This window comes from Streptomyces sp. NPDC021093 (assembly GCF_044333135.1).
In the GTDB taxonomy this organism is placed as follows: Bacteria; Actinomycetota; Actinomycetes; order Streptomycetales; family Streptomycetaceae; genus Streptomyces.
In genome coordinates this window covers 105979-124751 of record NZ_JBIRQJ010000001.1, presented here as the reverse complement: position 1 = coordinate 124751, position 18773 = coordinate 105979, and the positions used below count along the sequence as shown (strand labels likewise).

The window sequence follows — 18773 nt, the reverse complement described above, 5'->3', positions numbered from 1 at the left end:
GGAGGCCGGACGGGTGACCGGAGAGTGACCGCCGCGAGAGCGGGGGGAGAGCGGGGAGAGAGCGGGGAGAGAGTGGATGCCGCGACGGTGGAGGCGTACGAAGACACCGAACCACCTCGTGAACGAATCACCCGTAAGGAAGCACAGTGAATCAGCGTCAGAAGACCTCCCGGTTCGTCAGGCTCGCCACCGGGATGTGCGCGGTGACGGCCCTCACGCTCGCCGCCCTCCCCGCCGGCACGGCGTCGGCAGCCGGTGAACAGGGCGGGCAGGGCGAACGGTTGAAGATTCAGGCCAGCGTGCAGACGTTCAAGAACCGTGCCACCGGGGCCTGTCTGGACGACTCGCAGCACGGCCTGCGGCCCATGCCGTGCGGTCCGCCGGACAACCCCCACCAGCGGTGGACCGTCTACGACAAGGGCGGCAACGTCCGCGTCCTCAAGAACGTCGCCACGGGCGCCTGCCTGGACGACAGCAACGAGCAGGGGCTGCGCGCCTTCGCGTGCGGCAACGGCACGGAGAAGTACCAGCGTTGGCAGCGCAGGGCCTGGCCGGGCGGCATCGAGCTCCTGAACCAGGCGACCGGCAGGTGCCTGGACGACAGTCACGAAGGACTGCGCACCGTCGACTGCAACGGTGGTCAGCCCTATCAGCTCTGGTACTGATCGGGATCGAGCGGTACGAGTTCCAGATAGCCGTGGAGATGCCTCCCCGCCGCGAGCATCGCTCTGCTCCGGCGGGTGAGGCGGCTCTGCCATTCGGCCAGTACGTCGGCCAGCGCGGTGGTGGTGCCCGCGTCGTGCAGCCGGTCGGTGAAGTCCTTGATCCGGGCCAACGGGTAGCCGCCGCGCCGGAGTTGGCGTGCCACATACGCCTCGCGCACCGCTTCGGGCGGGTAGCGGCGGTGGCCGGTGGCGGGGTCGCGGCGGGGGTGCAGGATGCCGGCGGCCTCCCACTTGCGCAGTGAGGCGGGGTGCAGGCCGAGCTGGTGGGCGAGGGTGCCGACGGTGGGTTGCGCGCCGGGGCCCTCGTCGTACGGAACGGGTGCGGCGGTCAGCGTGCCGAGCGCGGCGGTGACCTCGTCGAGGGTGTCGCGCTCGCGCAGCAGGTCGGCGTGGGCGAGGTCGACGAGGCGGAAGAGCGTTCCGGTGTCGCCCCGGTGGGCGGCCCGCAGGATGTCCGCGGCCGTACGGTGCCCGAAACCGGGGCGCAGGGCGAGGAACGCGCGCAGGGCCTGCGCGTGCGCCACGGTGTAGCGCCGGTAGCCGGAGGGGCTGCGTCCGGCCGGCGGCAGGATGCCCTCGTCCTCGTAGTTGCGTACGGCCTGGGTGGAGAGGCCGTGCTCACGGGCCAGGTCGACGGGGCGAAGGGACCGGGGGGTCACATGCCTCCTTTGAGGGTTGAGTCGCAGGGAACAGCGGGATTTCCGTCAAAAGTCTCCATGGATTGTTCAAGGATACGGTTGAAGGGAAGGGGGAGCGCGCCCTCCTGCCTGTAGCCCTCTCCAGCGTCCTTCCCGAAGGGGTTTCCCATGTCCGGCCCTGGCTCCGTTCCTGGCTCCGTTCCTGCCACCGTTCCTGCCTCCGCTCCTGTCCCTGTTCCTCCCTCCGTTCACGACCTCGGCCTTCGGCCCGGCGACGGACCCGGCGAACTCGCCTCCGCCGTCGACCAGTTGCTGGACACCTTCCCGCAGCCGCCCCTCCTCCTCGGGCTCGGCGAACCGACCCACGGCGTGGAGGAGTTCCCGCGGCTGCGCAACGACATGCTGATGCACCTGGTGCACCACCACGGCTACCGCTCCCTCGCCGTCGAGAGCGACTGGCTGGCGGCGACGGCCATCGACGACCACATCACGGCCGGCACCGGGGACTTCGACCACGCCCTGACCACCGGGTTCAGCCACGGCTGGGGCACCTCGCCCGCCAACCGCGACCTCGTCGTCCGCCTCCGCGCGCACAATGCCGGACTCGACCCCGCCGACCAGGTCCGGTTCCACGGGTTCGACGCCCCGATCGAACAGGGCGACACCCCGAGCCCCCGCACCGCACTGCTGGCGGCCCACGCGTACCTGACCGAGCACCTGCCCGCGCACCGCGTCCCGTACGAAGCGGAAACCCTTCGCGCGCTCCTCGGCGACGACGAGCCCTGGACCGACCCGGCCGCCTTCATGGATCCCGCCCGCTCCGTCGGAGACTCGGAGCAGGCGCGCACGCTGCGGCTCGCCGCCGACGACGTCCTGGCGGTGTACGAGTCCGAGCTGCCGGGGCTGCGGCAGCGCGACCCCGCCTTCGGCCAGGCCTTCGACACCGCCTTCGACCGCGCGCACGCCCACGCACGTACCGCCAGGGGGCTCCTGCGCTATCACGCGGCGCTGGCCTCCACCGGGCCGGACCGCATGTCGGTCGTCATCGGGGTCAGGGGCGCCATGATGGCCGAGAACCTCCTGGCCCTGGCGGCGGCCGATGCCAGGCGCGGCCCGTGCCTGGTCTTCGCCCACAACATCCACCTCCAGCGCAACCGGTCCGTCATGGGCTTCGCGGGTACGGAACTGCGCTGGTGGAGTGCCGGCGCCCTCGTCTCGGCGTCCGCCGTCGGGGACCGCTACGCCTTCGTCGCGGCCCACCTGGAGCCGAGCGCCCTGCCTGACCCCGTACCCATGTCCCACCTCACGATGAACGAGGCCGACTGGGACGGGATGGACGCCATCGCCTTCCTCGGGAAGGAAACTCAAGGCCGGGGAGGGGAAGAAAATGGGAGGATTCGTCGCTGAATCCGATATGACTTCTCACAGCACGGGCCACGCAAGCACAGGCCATGCAAGCAAGGGCCACCGCATCACCGTCGAGCCGAGTACGACGCACGTACGCGTCGTACGGGACGGGCAGCTGCTCGCCGAGAGCCGTCGGCCGCTCCTGCTGCGCGAGACCGGGCTGCCGGTCCGCTACTACCTGCCGCCCGAGGACGTCCGTACCGAGCACCTGACCGCGTCGGACACCTCCACCCACTGCCCCTTCAAGGGCGACGCCTCGTACTGGTCGGTGCCCGGCGGAGCCGATCTGGTGTGGGCGTACCCGGACCCGAAGGCCGAAGTCGCCGCGATCAAGGGACACTTCTGCTTCCACGAGACCGAGGTCGTCGAGGACGAGTGAGGCGGCGGGCGCGCGCAGAGGGCCTCCCGGGTGGATTCCGGGAGGCCCGCTGGCGTCAGCTATGACTGAGGTATCGGCTATGCCGGACAAGTCAGACGTTCGACGACTCGTTGCCGAAGGCCGGGTTCAGGACGCCGATCACGTTGGCCGAGTTGCCGGTGGCGTTCACGGGCACGTGGACCGGGGCCTGGACCAGGTTGCCGGAGCCGACGCCGGGGGAGTTGGTGGCCTTGCCGTTGGCGTCGGCGCCGCTGGTGGCCGAGGCGGCGCCCGCACCGGCAGCGAGCAGTCCACCGGCGACCATGGCGACGGCAACGGCCTTGTTGAGCTTGTTCATTGGGGGTCCTCCTGGTTATTCCTGCGACCAGCCAGTCGCAGCACACAGGGAAGAACGCGCGGAGGGCCCCGGAGGACACGCGAATCATGAAGTCTGTTGATCGGTTGGATTGTTGACGGCCTCTCCCAGCACCCCGATCACGGCCCGCCGCACGGTTTCCGTTCCTGGTGCGGTGCCGGTCCGGTCGGCGAAGAGCAGGTGGCCGGTGCCGATGAGGGTGGGGGCGAGGGTGTCGGGGTCCGCTTCTGCCGCGATGCGGCCGCGGGCCTGCTCGGCGGTCAGGTAGGCGGCGAGTACCGCCGTGGCCTCGGTCAGCAGCGGGAGGCCTGCCGGGGTGGTTTCGCGGAGCCGGGCGCGCAGGCCGTCCCGGGAGGCCACGAGGCCGACGACCGCCACGGCGACCGGTCCGAACAGGTCCTTCAGGGTGCGGGTGAGGTTGTCGGCGACCGTCCCGCTTCCGGCGGAATCGGCCAATTCGGCGCTGTGTGCGTCGAGTTGGCTGATGTGCTCCCGCACCAGTGAGGCGAGGAAGTCGTCGAAGTCGGCGAAGTGCCGGTGCAGGACGCCCTTGGCGCAACCCGCCTCGTCGGTGACCGCGCGGCTGGTCAGCGCGCTCGGTCCGACCCTGAGCAGTACGCGCTCCGCCGCCGCGAAGAGCTGCTCACGTACATCCCGGATGGCCACACCTGTGGGCACCGCAACGCCTCCCCAACTTCCCTTCCGCACCCGCCGATTGACGAGTGGGCAGCTGCCCACTCATAGTGGGCGCATGCCCACTCTACCTTCGGGGCGTACGCCCTCTCCCGAGCCCGCTCCTCACCGACTCCGCGATGTGGCCGAGTCGTTCGGTGCGGACGCCGACCGCTACGACCGGTCCAGGCCCCGCTATCCCCAGGCCCTGGTCGACCGGGTGGCGGGCCTGTCGGTGGCGGAGGAGGGCAGCCGTGATGTGCCCGTCGTGCTCGACGTCGGCTGCGGTACGGGGATTGCGGCCCGGCAGTTCGAGGCGGCCGGGTGCCGGGTGCTGGGGGTCGACCCCGACGCACGGATGGCCGAGCTGGCGCGACACCGCGGACTCGCCGTCGAGGCGGCGACCTTCGAGACCTGGGACCCGGCAGGCCGGGAGTTCGACGCGGTCGTCTCCGGGCAGGCCTGGCACTGGGTGGACCCGGTGGCCGGTGCCGCGAAAGCGGCACGGGTGCTGCGCCCCGGCGGCCCGCTCTCCCTCTTCTGGAACGGAGGCACCCCCGACGCCGAACTGGCCCGTGCCTTCGTCGCCGTCTACCACCGGGTGCTGCCCGACTCGCCGGCCGCCCTCCAGTGGGAGAAGTCGGCCGTGGGGCCGTACGAGGCGATGTGCGAGGGGGCGGCCGACGCGATGCGCGCTACGGGCGCGTTCGACGAGCCGCAGCGGTGGTGCTTCGACTGGGAGCGGATCTACGCCCGGGACGAGTGGCTGGAGCAGGTGTCCACCACGGGGGTCCACACCACGCTCCCGGCCGACCTGCAGGCCGCGGTCATGTCGGGACTCGGAGCAGCCGTCGACGAGGCGGGCGGCGCTTTCACCATGCGGCACTGCACGCTCGCCGTCACCGCCGTGCGTGCCCGGGTCGTGCGTGCCCATGTCGCACGTGCCCATGTCGCACGTGCGGCCGACTGACCGTGTGCGACGGATGACCCGGGCCACCCAATTGGCTCAATTGAGGGCGGTTCTCTCCACAACCCTTCCTTACTGTGACTGAATGACCGTCACATCTGCCTCCGCCGCAGCATCCTGTCGAGTCGTCACGGGAGCGGTAGCCGTACTGCTCCTCCTGCCCGCGTCCCCCGCGTTACTCGCCACCCCCGCCGCCGCCTCTTCCTCCGCCACTTCTGAGGGCGCGTCAGAGGGCGCGTCAGAGGTGACCGCACCCCTGGCCGGTGCCGCTGGTCGGGCCGCCCTGACCAGGAAGGTGTCCGCCCGCGCCTGGATCGTCGCGGACGCGAGGACCGGCTCCGTGATCGCCGCACACAACCCGCACGCGAAACTGCCTCCTGCCAGCACCCTCAAGGCGCTGTTCGCGCTCACCGCGCTGCCCCGCGTTCCCGGCAAGTCCCTCCGCAAGGTCAGCAAGAAGGACCTGGCGGGCGTGGGCAGCGGCAGTAGCGTCGTCGGTGTGAAGGCCGGCCGGACCTACCGGGCGGCCGACCTGTGGCGCGGCACGTTCCTGCGCTCGGGCAACGACGCCGTGCACGTCCTGGCCGCCATGAACGGCGGCTGGAAGTCCAGCGTCACGCAGATGCAGGCCAAGGCCCGTGCGCTCGGCGCCCGCAACACCCGGGTCGTCACCGCGGACGGCTACGACGCTCCCGGGCAGTACTCCACCGCTTACGACCTGGCGCTCATCGGTCGGGCCGGGCTGAAGAACTCCCAGTTCGCGCAGTACGCCGCCACCGCGAACTCCCGCTTCCCCAGCAGCACCCGCGCGGACGGCAGCCACATCTCCTCGTACCCCATCCAGAACACCAACCGGCTGCTCACCGGAGCCAACGGCATCGGCCGCTACCGGGGCATGGTCGGCATCAAGAACGGCTACACCAGCAAGGCCGGCAACACCCTCATCGCCGCGGCCCGCCGGGGCAACAGGACCCTGATCGTCACCGTCCTCAACCCCCAGCAGGGCAACGGCCTCACCGTCTACCGCGAGGCCCGCGCCCTGCTCGACTGGGGCTTCAAGTCCGTCGGCCACGTCAAGTCGCTCGGCACCCTCAACCAGCCCGGGCGCTGACGGATTCCGGGGCCCGGCGTGGCGGTCACTCGCTCCAGCTGTCGGGGCGGGTGCCGTCCACGTCGGTGAAGCCGTACTCCCGGGCCAGCTCGGCGGCGGTGACGGAGCGCTGGTTCCAGCGGGAGCGCGTCGCGTCGGCGGCCAGCGCGGCCACGGCCCGGCCCACGTAGCGCGGCGATTCGGAGTGGGCGAACCCGGGCGGAGCGGTGGGACGGTCGGGGGACGGATCCAGTGCGGTGCGCCAATTGTCCTCCGTCACACCGTAGTTGCCGAGCATCATCTCCGAGCGCAGCCACCCGGGCGTGACGGCGACGGCAGTCGCGCCGTACGGGGCGAGCTCGTGGCCCTGGGAGAAGGCCAGCCGGTTCACCGCGGTCTTGGCCAGGTCGTAGAAGACGGAGATGCGGTAGCGCGAGGCGTTGTACTCGGTGGTGCCGTCGGTGACCTCGACGAGGAGCCCGCCGGGTTCGGCGACGAGCAGCGGCAGGAGGTGGTGCGAGGTGATCAGGTGGGTGTGCACGGCGAGTTGGACGATCCGCAGCCCGTCGTCGAGGTCGTGTTCCCAGACCGGGGTGTTCCAGTCGGCCGGTCCGCCCTTGAGGACTTCGCCGCCCCAGATGTCGTTGACGAGCACGTCGAGCCGGCCGTGCGCGGCACGGACGTACGCGGCGAGGTCCCGCACCTGTCCGCTGTCCAGGTGGTCGACGGGAACGGCGACGCCGGTGCCGCCGAGCCGGGTCACGAGCTCGGCGGTCTCCTCGATCGTCTCCGACGGCCGGTCGTAGTCCGAGCGGGTCGCGGCGGCGGGGGAGCGGCTCGTACGCCCCGTACAGATGACCGTCGCACCGGCCTCGCCGAGCGCGGCCGCGATGCCGCGCCCGGCTCCGCGGGTGGCGCCGGCGACGAGAGCGACACGGTTGTGGAGGGCGCGGGGATCGGGGGACCAGTCGGCGGGGCCGGGGGTGTGGTCCGGCGAGGGGCGCGCAGGGCTCATGGGACGAGTTTCAGGGTGGCGTCACCGCGTGACCAGTCGTGCCGCGGAAGCAGGAGCGGGGTTGCCAGAGCGAGGAGACCGGCGATCGCGATGGCGGTGCGGGGGCCGGTGACGCCCGCCAGCAGTCCCCACAGAGCGGTCAGCGCGGCGACGGTGGTCTTGCTGGTGACCGACCAGGCGGACAGGGTGCGGGCGACGCGCTCCGTGGGGGTCCGGTCGAGCCGGCAGGCGGCGAACACCGGGTTGAACACGCCCATGCAGGTGATCAGGCCGAGCTCGACGGCCATGACGAGGACGAGACCGGCGGTGCCTGGACCGACGAGGACCAGCCCGAGCAGCAAGCACGCCCGCAGCGTTCCGGCGGTGAACATGACCCGGTGCTGCCCGAACCGGGCGACGAGCCGGCCGGCCAGCCGCGACCCGATCAGGCCACCGAGGCAGGGCACCGCGAAGGCAAGACCGTACTGCCAGGGTGCGAACCCGAGGTGGCCGAGCATGAGGACGGCGAGAAGTGGCTGGATCGCCATGATCAGGCCGCTGACCAGGACAGTGTTGCCGAACATCAGACGCAGCACCGGGTCGGTCAGGATGTGCCGCCACCCTGCGAGCAGATCGCCGGCCCGCAGTCGGCGCGGTGCGGGGGCGGGCACGGGGTGTGGTTCTCGCTCACCCTGCTCGCTGCGCCTGCCCCGACCGCCGATCGCGAGGATGGCGAACGCGGACAGCAGATGGCTCACGGCATTGGCCAGCACGGTCAGCACTGGGCCGAACAGTCCCAGCGCGGCCCCGCCCAGCGGCGGTCCGAGCACGGAGGCGGTCCAGGCCGTCGACTCGAACCGCCCGTTCGCGACGACCAGGTCGTCCGGCCGTACGAGCGCCTTCAGACATGCGCCGCCGGCCGCGGTGAACGCGATGTCGGACGCACCGACCACGACCGACACGAGGAGGAGCTGGACGAAGCTGAGCGCACCGAGCGCGAACGCCGCGGGGACACTCAGCAGGGCCGCGAACCGGACCAGGTCCATCGTGATCATCACCGGCCGCTTGCGCCGGAACTCCACCCACGGCCCCAGCGGCACGGCGACCACCGCGCCGACCGCAAGACCGGCGGCGGCCAGCAGCGACACCTCGGTCGCACCGGCGTGCAGTACGAAGATCGCGATCAGGGAGAAGGAGTCGAAGGCGAGCCACGTACCGAGCGTGCTGAGCGCGTACGCCGTCCAGAGCCACCCGAACTGCCGCCCCAACGACCGTACGGCCACCATGCTCACCGCCCCTTGTCCCTTGCCCTCGCACCCCGCATCGACCAGCGGGATCAAACCGAGAAGCACGGCGACGGGTCAAACAACCGATCGTCCGGCACGCACAACCGGCTGTTGTCTCCGCTGTCCCGGCCGTGAGCCACGAGCCGTCAGCCGTGCCTCATGCCCCATGCCCCATGCCCCATGCCTCATGCGCGCGAGCAGGCGAGCGGGCGACGGCGTCCACACCCGAAGCCCGCAGCCGCCGGGCCAGGAGTTCTGTCTCGGGGAGGGTGCCGGTGTACTCCCCGAGACGGATCCGGTGCAGTGCGGCCTTGGCGGCTGTCAGGTCGAGGCCGAGCGAGGCCCGCAGCACCTGCATGACCGGGGCACTCCTGGCGGACGGGCTCACCTGCAGCGTGGCTCGGCCGTGCTCGGCGAGCAGCTGCTCGCGCAAGCCGTCCGGCAGTTCGTCGTCGCAGACGGCCGCGCTGGATCCGCAGGCCGGGCAGGCACATTCGGTGTCCCAGCGGAGGGAACCGGCCCCGGCCAGCAGGACCTGGACGCCGTGCCACTCGGCCCCGGCACCACAGCCCGGGCAGGCAGCGACGTACTGGGTGGACGCGATGACCGGCTGATCCATTTGAGCGCCTCTCAACTTGCTTGTTTCTACGGGTACTCGACGCATGGGTACGACCGCATGACCGCCCCCGCCGAAGGGGCGGGCGAGGCCGCCGTCTACCCTTCCGGACATGACTGCTCCGGCCGGTGTCGTAAGCCCCATCGAGAGCCCCATCGAGCTCGTGATCTTCGATTGTGACGGTGTCCTGGTCGACAGCGAGCGCATCTGTGTGAAGGTCGACGCGAGGATCACGGCCGAGCTGGGCTGTGCGTTCACCGAGGCCGAGATCATCGAGAAGTTCGTCGGCTCCTCGGACGAGGTTTACACCGCCGCCGTCGCAGAACGTCTCGGTCGCACCCTTGAGGAGGGCTGGCGGCTGCCGTACGAGCACCTCTATGAGGAGGCGTTCGCAGCGGAACTGACCGCGGTCGACGGCATCGGCGAGATCCTCGACCGGCTCACCCGCTCCGCCACCCCCTTCTGCGTCGCGTCCAACGGCCGTCACCAGGACATCCGGCGCAGCTTCGGACTCACCTCCCTGGCGCGCCACTTCACGGACGACCGCATCTTCAGCGCCACCGACGTCCCCCGGGGCAAACCCGCCCCCGACCTCTTCCTGCACGCGGCCCGCTCGCTGGGTGTGGCGCCCGAGCGGTGCGTGGTCGTCGAGGACAGTCCGTACGGGGTCCAGGCCGCCCGCGCGGCCGGAATGCGCGTCCTCGGCTACTGCGGAGGGCTCAGCCGCGCCGCCCGGTTGGAGGAGGCGGGCGCGGTCGTGTTCGACGACATGAGCGCCCTCCAGGGCCTGCTGGACATCCAGGACCTGTCGGATGTCCCGGGGGCGTTGGACATCCCGGGGCAGTCGGACGCGGCCGGCGTGCGAGGGGCTTCCGGTCTGCAGAGGGCTGCCGGCCAGCACTGAGAGCCGACGGCTGACCGCTGACCTCTGACGGCTGACCTCTGACCTCTGACCGCTGACCGCTGAGTCCTCAGCGGTAGTTGGTCAGTCCGTCCGCCAGTTCCTCTCCGTCCCCGTCCTGGTGTGCCGCGAGAGCCTGTTGGAGGGCGAACGTGCCCTGGATCGCGGCGATACGGGCGGGCAGTGTGCGGTCGGCCGCCCCGTAGCGCGCGAGCACCCGCCCCAGAAACGCCGGGCCGTAGCTCGCCCCGATCGCGGCGAGATCCTCGGCGGGGTCGCCGAGCGTCACCTCGTCCCAGTCGATCACCCCGCTGAGCCGGGGCAGTGGGGTGATCGGGCCGCTCGGGCGGCTCAGGAAGTGCTCCCCGGGCGCGCTCACCCACAGGACGTTCTCGCCGCCGAGGTCGCCGTGGACCACCGCCCCGGTGAGGTGCGGCAGGGTGTCGAGCGCCGCCAACTCCCGTGCGGCGCGCTGACGTCCGTCCTGCGACATGAGCGCGTACAACTCCCCCCGTACCTCCGCAGCGAACAGCCGCCAGCGATCCTCCGCCGACCGCGGCAGCACCGCCCGTGCCCGCTCGTCCGCGCCTGCCGCCGCCAACTCGGCCAGCAGCGCGGCACATTGAGCCGCCACCGCCCCGGCCGCCCCGGGGTCGCCGAGTGCCGCGGCCTCCAGCGGCTCGCCGGGAACCCGGCTGAGCACCAGATGCGGCACCACGCCATCCGCCCCGTACGCCTCCGCCAGCGGTACGGGTGTACGGAACCCGAGCCCGATACCGGCAACCGCCCGCAGCAGGGCCGCACGCGCGGGCAGCCGAGCCGCGGCCGCATCGGTCCTGGCCAGACAGACCACCCGGTCCGCACCGACGACCACCTGATGGAACTGCCCCTGATGCACGGCAAGACCTCCGGCGTCCTCGCCGGGCAACAGCCCTTCCACCAGGGCCTGGTGATTCTCCGTCAATTCCACCTCAGGTCAGCCGGTGGCCGGTTACCGCCGCTGCGAAAGAGTGCAGTGCGGCGAGCACTTCCGTGCGGGTGCGGCGGCCCGCCAGGATCTCCATCTGGTAGCCGTCCTCCAGCGCCACGAAACTGGTCGCCAGCATCCGGGGCGGGTCGGTCAGGGTGAACAGGCCCTGTGCCTGGCCCAGTACCAACGTGGCGTAGTAGACCGTGATCTGACGTTCTGCCAGCGAGCTGTCCAGGGATGCGGCCCTGGGGTCGCGGAGGCTTCGCGGCCAGTACTCGAACATCAGGCGCGGCAGCGTGTCGTCCGGGCCCGTCGCGACGCCCGATTCGATGCAGCTGCGGAGCCGGTCGGCCGCGTCGGTGAGGGGCTCGACGGCCGCCTCGCGCTGGTGGCAGAAGCGCTCGATCGCCTGCTGGAACGTCTCGTACATGAGGGCGTCGAGGTCCTCGTAGTAGTACAGGACGGCGGCCGGGGTCATGCCGGCCTCCTCCGCGACGTCCCGCAGGCGCAGGCCTTCGAGGCCCCGGTTGAGCAGGGCCCGCTGGGCGGCCGAGCCCAGCTGGGCCCTGCGGGCTTCCTGGTCCTTGCGGCGGGCCACGGTGCCGCCCCCTTTCCTTGTCGAGTCGTCGAGTCGTCGAGTCGTCGAGTCGTCGAGTCGTCGAGCTGCCGAGTCGACGAGTTGTCGAGCTGTCGAAATGCCGAGCCGGTGTTCGATTCGTTGAACGGTCGAAGTCACCTTACCCCCGGGTCTTGACGGGGGCCTGAGCTATTCCTTAAATGAGCCATCAAAGAATCCGGGTCGTACGCAAGGGATACGCAAGGAGCAGCCTTGACCGCCGAATCCGCTTCAGAGCCCCCACCTCTCCCACCCCCACCGGCCCCGGGAAGCCTCGCCCCTGAGTCCACCGGCAAAGGCCTCCGCGGCGGTTCCGTGGGGCTCCTCGCTGCCGTCGTGCTCGGGCTTTCCTCCGTCGCGCCGGCGTACAGCATCGCCGTCACCCTCGGCTTCGTGACGCTCGTCGCGGGCCACTTCGCACCCGCCGCCCTGCTCCTCGGCTTCGTGCCGATCCTGCTGACCGCCTTCGCGTTCCGCGAGCTGAACCGGGAGATGCCGGACTGCGGCACCACCTTCGTGTGGTCGACGCGCGCGTTCGGCCCGTACCTGGGGTGGCTGTCCGGCGGGTGGGTGGTGCAGTGCGCCACCGTCATAGGGATGACCGCGCTGGCCCGCGTCGGCTCCGGGTACTTGCTGGACCTGCTCGGTCTGGAGTCCCTGTCGCGCAACGGCCTCGCCGTCACCGGGGTCGCCGTCGCCCTCCTCGCCGCCGCGACGGCGGTCGCGTACCGAGGCATCCACTTCGCCGCCTCCGTGCAGTATGTACTCCTCGGCCTCCAGCTCCTCGCCCTCCTCGCCTTCGGTGCCGCCGCCTTCGCCTCGGACGCCGCCGAGGCCCCTTCGCTCGCCTGGCTCAACCCCTTCGGCTTCGACGGCGTGGACTCCTTCGCCCAGGCCGTACTGCTGTGCCTGTTCATCTACTGGGGCTGGGACGCCCTGCTCACCGCCAACGAGGAGACCACCGACAGCGGCCGCACCCCCGGCAAGGCGGCCGTCATCTCCACACTGGTGCTGCTCGGCACCTATCTCTTCACCGCGTTCGCCGCGATCTCCTTCGCGGGTACGGGCACGGACGGCATCGGACTCGGCAGCCCTTCGAGCGCCGCCGACGTGCTCGCCACCCTCGCCCCGCCCGTCGTCGGCGACGCCTTCGCGAAGGTCGTCCAGCTCGCGGTCTGCGTCTCCGCCGTCTCGGCGCTCCTCACCTGCCTCGTCGGTACCTCCCGTGCCACCCTCTCCATGTCCGTGCACGGCGCGTTGCCCAAGCGCTTCGGGCGTATCCACCCGCGTTACGGAACCCCCGGCTTCGGCACCGTCTTCTTCGGTATCGCCGCAGCGGCCACCCTCACCCTCCTCACCGTCGTCTCCACCGGCTTCCTCGGTGACATCGTCCTCTCCGTCGGCCTGCTCATCGCCTTCTACTACGGCATCACCGGTCTCGCGTGCGTCTGGTACTTCCGTCGTCAACTCCGTAACTCCGTACGGGACTTGATGCTGAAGGGCGTCCTTCCGCTGCTCGGCTCGCTGATGATGGTCGCCGCCTTCGGCCGCAGCGCGTACGACATGCTCGACCCGGAGTACGGCTCCACCTCGGTCGGCGGCGTCGGCGGTGTGTTTCTGCTCGGCATCGGCTCGATCGCGGTCGGCGCAGTCGCACTGATCGCCGTACGGGCCCGCTTCCCCGGCTTCTTCCGCGACGGCCGCACCGGCGTCACGGACCGCGTCGTCACCCTGGACGACTGAGCCACCAGCACAGACGACTGAACCACCGCTACAGAACAAGGAATTCAGCCATGCGCACCCTCGCCGTCGCCGCCGTGCAGACCACCCCCGTGACGTACGACCTCGAAGCGACCTGGCAGCGCTACGCCGGGCAGGTGCGTGCGCTGCGCGACACCTTCCCGCACGTTCAGCTCGCCGTCGCCCCCGAGTTGATGCTCGCCGCCGAGGCCCCGCTCCTCGAAGCCCGCGCCGAGTGGATGCGGGAGGCGGCGGTCACCGTCCCCGGCCCGCTCACCGACCGGCTCTGTGCGCTCGCCCGCGAGACCGGGCTGTGGCTCGTCCCCGGCTCGCTGTACGAGAGGGCCGCGGACGGGCGCGTCCACAACACCGCCGTCACCATCTCCCCACAGGGCGAGATCGTCGCCACGTACCGCAAGATCTTCCCCTGGCAGCCGTACGAACACACCGAACCCGGCAGTGAGTTCGTCGTCTTCGACCTCCCCGGCATCGGCCGCGCGGGCCTGGCCATCTGCTACGACGGCTCCTTCCCCGAAACGGCCCGCCAACTGGCCTGGCTGGGTGCCGAGGTGATCATCCAGCCGACCCTGACCACCACCCGCGACCGCGAGATGGAACTCGTCTGCGCCCGCGCCAACGCCTGGACCAACCAGGTGTACGTCCTCAACCTCAACGCCGCCGACCCGGCGGGCGTCGGCACGAGCGTCATCGTCGACCCCGAGGGCATCGTCCGCCAGCAGGCGGGTCCGGGGGAGGAGGTCCTGGTCGACGTCCTCGACCTGGACGCGGTCACGCGCGTACGGACGTACGGATCGGCGGGGATCAACCGGCCGTGGGAACAGCTCGCCCGTTACGGCGAGAACATCAAGTTGCCTATGTACGGGGGGAGTTATCGGCCGCGTCCGAGTTCTCGCCCGTAGTGAGGCGGGGCGAAAATGGGGTGCGCGGTGTCGGAGCCGCGCACTACGGTCCCGCGAATGGACTCATGCGAGAACCAGAGCCCCGAGCCGGACGCGCCGGAGGACGGCTACTTCGGCGCCTCGGTCGCCGCAAGCTACGACAGCCCCACATCGGCCATGTTCACCCCCGAAGCGGTCGAACCCGCCGCCGACCTCCTCGCCCGCCTCGCCGCCGGTGGCCCGGCCCTCGAATTCGGCATCGGCACCGGGCGCATCGCCCTCCCGCTCGCCCGTCGCGGCGTACCCGTCCACGGCATCGACCTGTCCCGCGCAATGGTGAAGAAGCTCCGCGAAAAACCGGGCGGCGACGCACTCGGCGTGACGATCGGAGACTTCGCGGCCACCGAGGTGGAGGGGCGGGGGAAGTTCTCCCTCGCCTACCTCGTCTTCAACACCATCATGAACCTCACCACCCAGGACGAGCAGGTCGCCTGCTTCCGCAACGCCGCCGACCACCTCGCCCCTGGCGGCGTCTTCGTCATCGAGGTCGGGGTTCCGGAGCTGCGGCTGCTGCCGCCGGGACAGGACGCCGTACCCTTCCAAGTCACCCCCGGCCGCTGGGCTTTCGACCACTACGACGTCGCCACCCAGGCGATGAGCTCGAACTACGTCGAGGTCGTCGGGGGCCGCGGCTCGTACCGCTCGATCCCCTTCCGGTACGTCTGGCCCGCCGAACTCGACCTGATGGCCCGGCTCGCCGGAATGCGGCTGCGCGACCGCTGGGCGGGATGGTCGGGGGAGCCGTTCACGAGCGAGAGCGGGTCGCACGTCTCGGTCTGGGAGAAGTAGTGCACCGTTGACGTCAGTTGAAGATCGCTGACCGGTCCCTCCGGCTCTCCCGTCCCTCACCCGGTCCCCCTCCCGGTCCCTCCCTGCTCGGTCCCTCCTTCGGTCCCTCTTTCAGTCCCTTCTGTATCGCCGCAGGTCAAAGGGTGTACCAAAAGGCGAGACGGGGCCGAGAGGGACTCAGAGGGACTGACATCCGGAATGAGGTCAGGGGCGTTCTCGCGGCGATTGTCAGACCCGTGGTGCACGATCGGATGTGTCGGCCCGTTCCGTGCGCCGGCTCTGCGGGAGAGATGGGGACGGACATGTCGTCGGTGACGAACCAGCAGGTGAAGGACCGTGCGTTCCTGCACGCGCTGTACGGGTCCGGCTACTACCCGGAGCACGTCCTGGACAGGGGCAGGGCGGTTCTGATGGGCCTGTGCGAGCGGATCGAGGCGGAGCGGCCCGCGGATCTCGCCGCGCTGTACGTGCTCACGGAGGCGGCGACGGAGCAGTTCAATGATCTGGAGGCCGAGTTCGACGAGACGGGCAGCGAAATCGACACCGTCGCGCGCGAGGAGACAGCCGAAGAGTTCTGGTTCGTGGCGACGGCGTACGGCTTCGCGGACGCGGACGTGGAGGAGTTGGTGGCTGCCCGGGAGTGGTGAGGTGGTGGGGGAGCAGGGAGCAGGGGGCAAGGGGCAGGAAGGGGTGGGGTTCAGTCCGTGTCGAGGCCGTCGACCAGGCGGTCCAGGAAGCGGGTGAACATCGCGTCCGGGGAGAGGGGGCGCGGCGGGGCCGCGAGCGCTTCGGCGAGTTCCGGGTGCCGGCCGTCGGCGGCGACGGCGGTCAGATAGCGGATCTCGGCGGCGGTGCGGTCGGGGTGGTCCGCCGCTGCGGCCTGGGTGATCTCGTGGCCGACGTAGCCGGAGACGAAGCCGGTCAGCTGGCTGAAGACCTCCAGTTTCGCGGCGCCGTCCAGGCCGGTGGGGCGCAGGGCGGCGAGCGCGTGCTCCAGGAAGGCCAGGGCGTTCGGGCCCAGTGAGCGACGGGTGGACAGCGCCGTCGGCAGCCAGCGATGGTGCAGCATCTGGGCGCGCTGGAGGCGGGCGACGGACTTGAGGTCGGCACGCCAGTCGCCGGTGAGCGGGGACGCGGCCGTGGCCGGTGCGAGTTCGGCGCTGACGTGGTCGACCATCAGCTCCAGCAGGGTCTCCTTGTCGGGGGCGTAGCTGTAGAGGGACATGACCCCGGCCCCGACCTCAGCGGCCACCCGCCGCATCGTGACCGCGTCCAGCCCTTCCGTGTCCGCCAGGGCGACCGCGGCGGCCGTGATCGCCCCGCGGGTGAAGGCGGGCTTGCGACCCCTGCCGGACCGGGCTGTTCCGGTGCCGAGCCAGAGCTCTTGCGGGTCGACGGCTGCGGGGGCTGGGTTGTCGCCGCGGGGCATGGTCTCTTCTCGTTTCTCGGGTGGCCGGTGTGGTCCCATCCAAGCATCCGCTATTCTCGTACGACGTACGAGAATAGCGAAGGGGAACGCGATGCAGAACGAACGTGATGGGGTGGGCGGGGTCACCGGGGTCACCGGGAGCGGGTGGGCCGCGTCGGCCGCCAAGCCGCCCCTGTCCTCCCGGCTGATGCGGGCGACCTGGCGCAACCTGCCTGCCAAGCGGTACGACGTCGGGTGGCGGCCGGGGCTGGAAGTGCCGGGGGCCGACGGCAGTCCGCTGATCACCGATCACTACTTCCCGCGCGGCACGGGCGACTTCCCCACCCTCCTCGTCCGCTCGCTGTACGGGAGGGGCATTCCCTGGTCGCCCCTGTACGGGATCCTCTTCGCCGAACAGGGCTTCCACGTCGTCCTGCAGAGCTGCCGCGGCACCGGCGGCTCCGGCGGAAGCTTCCACTACTGGCGCAACGAGGCTGCCGACGGTCAGGCAGCGGTCGCCTGGCTGCGCCAACAGCCCTGGTTCAACGGCAAGTTGGGCACCGTCGGCCCCAGCCACCTCGGCTATGTGCAGTGGGCCCTCGCCCTCGATCCGCCCCCCGAGCTCAAGGCCATGGCGATCCAGGTCGGCCTGCACGACCCGCACGCCCTGTTCCACGCGCCCGGCGCCGACGGCGCCACCGGGCCGCTCCGGCTGGAGAGCACGCTCGCCATCGGCGCGGGCGTCGAGTACCAGCACCAGGGCGTCCGCCCCCTCCTGAAGGCGACGATCCGCCTCAAGCGGCAGCTCGGCCGGATCGTCGCCGCCCGGCCGCTGCGCGGGGCGTACGAACCCGCCCTCGGCGAACTGCCCTGGCTGGACGACATGATGACCCACCCGGCCCCCGACGCCCCCTACTGGGAGGGCGCCTCACTCGCCGACGTGGCCGGCCGGGTGACCGTACCCACCAGCCTGGTCGCCGGGTGGCACGACATTCTGGTCGACCAGACCCTGCAGAGTTACGAAAGGCTGCGGGCGGCCGGCTGCGAGACGGCGCTGCTCGTCGGCTCCTGGACGCACACCAGCGCACTGCAGCAGGGCTGGCCCGAGGTGTTCGCGGAGACACTGGCCTGGCTGCGCGCCCACCTGTACGACGACCCGTCCGGGCTGCGGCCCACGGCGGTACGCGTGCACATCGGTGGGGGTGGGGGGAAGGGCGAGGGAGAGTGGCGGGACCTCGACGAGTGGCCGTGGGGAGCGGGCGGTGAGGGCAGCGTGGGCGGTGCGGGCGGCTCGGGTGGTGCGGGCGGTGGGGGCAGCGCGGGCGGCTCGGGCGGTGTGTCCGGCGTCCCTGTCACCCCTGGCACTCTCCGTACTTCCGGCACCCCATGGTTCCCGGCCCCCGGTGGCCACCTCGTTCAGCAGACCCCCACGGACGACGGCCCCGTGGCCTCCTTCCGCTACGACCCGGCCGATCCCACCCCGTCCGTCGGAGGGTCCCTGCTCTCCCCGGCCGCCGGTTCCCGTGACAACACCGCACTGGAGGCGCGCGACGACGTCCTCACCTTCACCGGCCCGCCGCTGACCGAACCGCTGGAAGTCCTCGGCCCGGTCCTCGCGCGCCTCCGGATCTCCACCGGAACCGGGGGCAACGACAGCGGTGCCAACGACAGTGGTGCCAACGACAGCGGGTACGCCGATGTCTTCGCCCGCCTCTGCGACGTGGACCCGGCGGGCCGCTCCGTCAACATTTGCGACGGCATCACCTCGTTCCGTACCGCCGAAGGCGCCACGTCGGCGGTCACTGTCGCGATGAGCTCCACCGCGTACCGCTTCGCCGCCGGGCACCGTGTCCGCCTCCAGCTCAGCGGTGGCGCCCACCCGCGCTACGCACGTGGTTCTGGTACGGGTCAAATCCCGCTGGACGCAACGGAGTTCAAGCCCGTACGCATCACGGTGCGCGCGGGCTCGGCACTCAGCCTTCCGCAACTCCCGTCACCGCTCCTGTCGCAGGAGCTGCCGCCGGGGCGCTGACCGCAGGAGCCTCCGAGAGCCGTGCCGAGCCGCGCCGAGCCGAGCTGGGTCGAGCTGGGCCGAACCGTACGGCCGCGTGCAAAAGATGGAAATCCATCACGTCGCGGCCGTCATCACGGTGAAGCGGGAGGCGGGCGGGTTCCCTGGGAGCCGTTCCACACAGGGGGACCGCGCGACAGCGAGAGCTGCGAGAGAGGCTTCACGTGAACAGACGTTGGTGGCAGGCAGG

20 protein-coding genes are annotated in these 18773 nt (G+C 71.0%); 11 read left to right on the top strand and 9 right to left on the bottom strand.

Going from position 1 to position 18773, the window contains the following annotated elements; genetic code table 11:
• Positions 1–146: 146 nt before the first annotated feature.
• Positions 147–665, top strand: coding sequence for an RICIN domain-containing protein (locus ACH4SP_RS00525; protein WP_398407967.1), 519 nt, complete (start codon positions 147–149; stop codon positions 663–665).
• On the opposite strand, the gene ACH4SP_RS00520 is transcribed toward ACH4SP_RS00525, so the two are convergent.
• A complete protein-coding gene (locus ACH4SP_RS00520) occupies positions 650–1384 on the bottom strand; it encodes a MerR family transcriptional regulator (RefSeq protein WP_398407966.1) in 735 nt (244 codons plus the stop codon). The genes ACH4SP_RS00525 and ACH4SP_RS00520 overlap by 16 nt on opposite strands.
• A gap of 147 nt (positions 1385–1531) precedes the next feature.
• On the opposite strand from ACH4SP_RS00520, the gene ACH4SP_RS00515 reads away from it, so the two are divergent.
• Together ACH4SP_RS00515 and ACH4SP_RS00510 are read left to right on the top strand one after the other, a co-directional pair.
• On the top strand, positions 1532–2770 hold the full coding sequence (locus ACH4SP_RS00515) for an erythromycin esterase family protein (RefSeq protein WP_398407965.1): 1239 nt from the start codon (positions 1532–1534) through the stop codon (positions 2768–2770).
• Positions 2771–2777: 7 nt separating this feature from the next.
• On the top strand, positions 2778–3149 hold the full coding sequence (locus tag ACH4SP_RS00510) for a DUF427 domain-containing protein (protein WP_398407964.1): 372 nt from the start codon (positions 2778–2780) through the stop codon (positions 3147–3149).
• Between the two features lie 91 nt (positions 3150–3240).
• On the opposite strand, the gene ACH4SP_RS00505 is transcribed toward ACH4SP_RS00510, so the two are convergent.
• Together ACH4SP_RS00505 and ACH4SP_RS00500 are read right to left on the bottom strand one after the other, a co-directional pair.
• The gene (locus ACH4SP_RS00505) at positions 3241–3486 is read right to left on the bottom strand and encodes a chaplin (protein ID WP_398407963.1); all 246 of its coding nucleotides are present in this window, start codon (positions 3484–3486) and stop codon (positions 3241–3243) included.
• Positions 3487–3570: 84 nt separating this feature from the next.
• A complete protein-coding gene (locus tag ACH4SP_RS00500) occupies positions 3571–4182 on the bottom strand; it encodes a TetR/AcrR family transcriptional regulator (protein ID WP_398407962.1) in 612 nt (203 codons plus the stop codon).
• A gap of 73 nt (positions 4183–4255) precedes the next feature.
• Here ACH4SP_RS00500 and ACH4SP_RS00495 point away from each other — a divergent pair, with 73 nt between their 5' ends.
• Both ACH4SP_RS00495 and ACH4SP_RS00490 read left to right on the top strand, forming a co-directional pair.
• Positions 4256–5146, top strand: a complete 891-nt coding sequence (locus tag ACH4SP_RS00495; protein WP_398407961.1) for a class I SAM-dependent methyltransferase — start codon at positions 4256–4258, stop codon at positions 5144–5146.
• 82 nt (positions 5147–5228) lie between these two features.
• Entirely contained in the window at positions 5229–6254 is a 1026-nt protein-coding gene (locus ACH4SP_RS00490; RefSeq protein ID WP_398407960.1) for a D-alanyl-D-alanine carboxypeptidase family protein, read from the top strand.
• A 25-nt stretch (positions 6255–6279) separates the two neighbouring features.
• On the opposite strand, the gene ACH4SP_RS00485 is transcribed toward ACH4SP_RS00490, so the two are convergent.
• The 3 genes from ACH4SP_RS00485 to ACH4SP_RS00475 form a co-directional block, all read right to left on the bottom strand.
• Positions 6280–7248: an SDR family oxidoreductase gene (locus tag ACH4SP_RS00485; RefSeq protein WP_398407959.1), complete on the bottom strand. Its 969-nt coding sequence runs from the start codon at positions 7246–7248 to the stop codon at positions 6280–6282.
• On the bottom strand, positions 7245–8513 hold the full coding sequence (locus ACH4SP_RS00480) for an MFS transporter (protein WP_398407958.1): 1269 nt from the start codon (positions 8511–8513) through the stop codon (positions 7245–7247). Before ACH4SP_RS00480 ends, ACH4SP_RS00485 begins: the two co-directional genes overlap by 4 nt.
• 157 nt (positions 8514–8670) lie before the next feature.
• Complete coding sequence (locus tag ACH4SP_RS00475; protein ID WP_398407957.1) at positions 8671–9132, bottom strand: hypothetical protein; 462 nt, start codon at positions 9130–9132, stop codon at positions 8671–8673.
• A gap of 109 nt (positions 9133–9241) precedes the next feature.
• Here ACH4SP_RS00475 and ACH4SP_RS00470 point away from each other — a divergent pair, with 109 nt between their 5' ends.
• Positions 9242–10033 (top strand): HAD family hydrolase, encoded by a 792-nt coding sequence (locus ACH4SP_RS00470; RefSeq protein WP_398407956.1) that lies wholly within the window; start codon positions 9242–9244, stop codon positions 10031–10033.
• A 67-nt stretch (positions 10034–10100) separates the two neighbouring features.
• Here ACH4SP_RS00470 and ACH4SP_RS00465 read toward each other — a convergent pair whose 3' ends face one another.
• Both ACH4SP_RS00465 and ACH4SP_RS00460 read right to left on the bottom strand, forming a co-directional pair.
• On the bottom strand, positions 10101–11000 hold the full coding sequence (locus ACH4SP_RS00465; protein WP_398407955.1) for an aminoglycoside phosphotransferase family protein: 900 nt from the start codon (positions 10998–11000) through the stop codon (positions 10101–10103).
• A gap of 1 nt (position 11001) precedes the next feature.
• Positions 11002–11598: a TetR/AcrR family transcriptional regulator gene (locus ACH4SP_RS00460; protein ID WP_398407954.1), complete on the bottom strand. Its 597-nt coding sequence runs from the start codon at positions 11596–11598 to the stop codon at positions 11002–11004.
• A gap of 333 nt (positions 11599–11931) precedes the next feature.
• Here ACH4SP_RS00460 and ACH4SP_RS00455 point away from each other — a divergent pair, with 333 nt between their 5' ends.
• From ACH4SP_RS00455 to ACH4SP_RS00440, 4 genes are all read left to right on the top strand, one after another.
• On the top strand, positions 11932–13359 hold the full coding sequence (locus ACH4SP_RS00455; RefSeq protein WP_398407953.1) for an APC family permease: 1428 nt from the start codon (positions 11932–11934) through the stop codon (positions 13357–13359).
• A 50-nt stretch (positions 13360–13409) separates the two neighbouring features.
• Positions 13410–14276, top strand: a complete 867-nt coding sequence (locus ACH4SP_RS00450; protein ID WP_398407952.1) for a carbon-nitrogen hydrolase family protein — start codon at positions 13410–13412, stop codon at positions 14274–14276.
• Between the two features lie 57 nt (positions 14277–14333).
• A complete protein-coding gene (locus ACH4SP_RS00445) occupies positions 14334–15104 on the top strand; it encodes a class I SAM-dependent DNA methyltransferase (RefSeq protein ID WP_398407951.1) in 771 nt (256 codons plus the stop codon).
• Between the two features lie 302 nt (positions 15105–15406).
• On the top strand, positions 15407–15751 hold the full coding sequence (locus ACH4SP_RS00440; protein WP_398407950.1) for a DUF5713 family protein: 345 nt from the start codon (positions 15407–15409) through the stop codon (positions 15749–15751).
• Positions 15752–15801: 50 nt separating this feature from the next.
• Here ACH4SP_RS00440 and ACH4SP_RS00435 read toward each other — a convergent pair whose 3' ends face one another.
• Complete coding sequence (locus ACH4SP_RS00435; RefSeq protein ID WP_398407949.1) at positions 15802–16533, bottom strand: TetR/AcrR family transcriptional regulator C-terminal domain-containing protein; 732 nt, start codon at positions 16531–16533, stop codon at positions 15802–15804.
• 187 nt (positions 16534–16720) lie between these two features.
• Here ACH4SP_RS00435 and ACH4SP_RS00430 point away from each other — a divergent pair, with 187 nt between their 5' ends.
• The gene (locus tag ACH4SP_RS00430) at positions 16721–18544 is read left to right on the top strand and encodes a CocE/NonD family hydrolase (RefSeq protein ID WP_398409446.1); all 1824 of its coding nucleotides are present in this window, start codon (positions 16721–16723) and stop codon (positions 18542–18544) included.
• The last annotated feature ends 229 nt before the right edge of the window (positions 18545–18773 follow it).

What these genes read in the sequence shown, in the direction of transcription:
- ACH4SP_RS00515 (WP_398407965.1), top strand. Translation starts at nt 1,532, where the DNA reads ATGTCCGGCCCTGGCTCCGTTCCTGGCTCCGTTCCTGCCACCGTTCCT.
- ACH4SP_RS00510 (WP_398407964.1), top strand. Translation starts at nt 2,778, where the DNA reads ATGACTTCTCACAGCACGGGCCACGCAAGCACAGGCCATGCAAGCAAG.
- ACH4SP_RS00505 (WP_398407963.1), bottom strand. Translation starts at nt 3,486, where the DNA reads ATGAACAAGCTCAACAAGGCCGTTGCCGTCGCCATGGTCGCCGGTGGA.
- ACH4SP_RS00495 (WP_398407961.1), top strand. Translation starts at nt 4,256, where the DNA reads ATGCCCACTCTACCTTCGGGGCGTACGCCCTCTCCCGAGCCCGCTCCT.
- ACH4SP_RS00490 (WP_398407960.1), top strand. Translation starts at nt 5,229, where the DNA reads ATGACCGTCACATCTGCCTCCGCCGCAGCATCCTGTCGAGTCGTCACG.
- ACH4SP_RS00485 (WP_398407959.1), bottom strand. Translation starts at nt 7,248, where the DNA reads ATGAGCCCTGCGCGCCCCTCGCCGGACCACACCCCCGGCCCCGCCGAC.
- ACH4SP_RS00480 (WP_398407958.1), bottom strand. Translation starts at nt 8,513, where the DNA reads ATGGTGGCCGTACGGTCGTTGGGGCGGCAGTTCGGGTGGCTCTGGACG.
- ACH4SP_RS00475 (WP_398407957.1), bottom strand. Translation starts at nt 9,132, where the DNA reads ATGGATCAGCCGGTCATCGCGTCCACCCAGTACGTCGCTGCCTGCCCG.
- ACH4SP_RS00470 (WP_398407956.1), top strand. Translation starts at nt 9,242, where the DNA reads ATGACTGCTCCGGCCGGTGTCGTAAGCCCCATCGAGAGCCCCATCGAG.
- ACH4SP_RS00450 (WP_398407952.1), top strand. Translation starts at nt 13,410, where the DNA reads ATGCGCACCCTCGCCGTCGCCGCCGTGCAGACCACCCCCGTGACGTAC.
- ACH4SP_RS00445 (WP_398407951.1), top strand. Translation starts at nt 14,334, where the DNA reads ATGGACTCATGCGAGAACCAGAGCCCCGAGCCGGACGCGCCGGAGGAC.
- ACH4SP_RS00440 (WP_398407950.1), top strand. Translation starts at nt 15,407, where the DNA reads ATGTCGTCGGTGACGAACCAGCAGGTGAAGGACCGTGCGTTCCTGCAC.
- ACH4SP_RS00435 (WP_398407949.1), bottom strand. Translation starts at nt 16,533, where the DNA reads ATGCCCCGCGGCGACAACCCAGCCCCCGCAGCCGTCGACCCGCAAGAG.
- ACH4SP_RS00430 (WP_398409446.1), top strand. Translation starts at nt 16,721, where the DNA reads ATGCGGGCGACCTGGCGCAACCTGCCTGCCAAGCGGTACGACGTCGGG.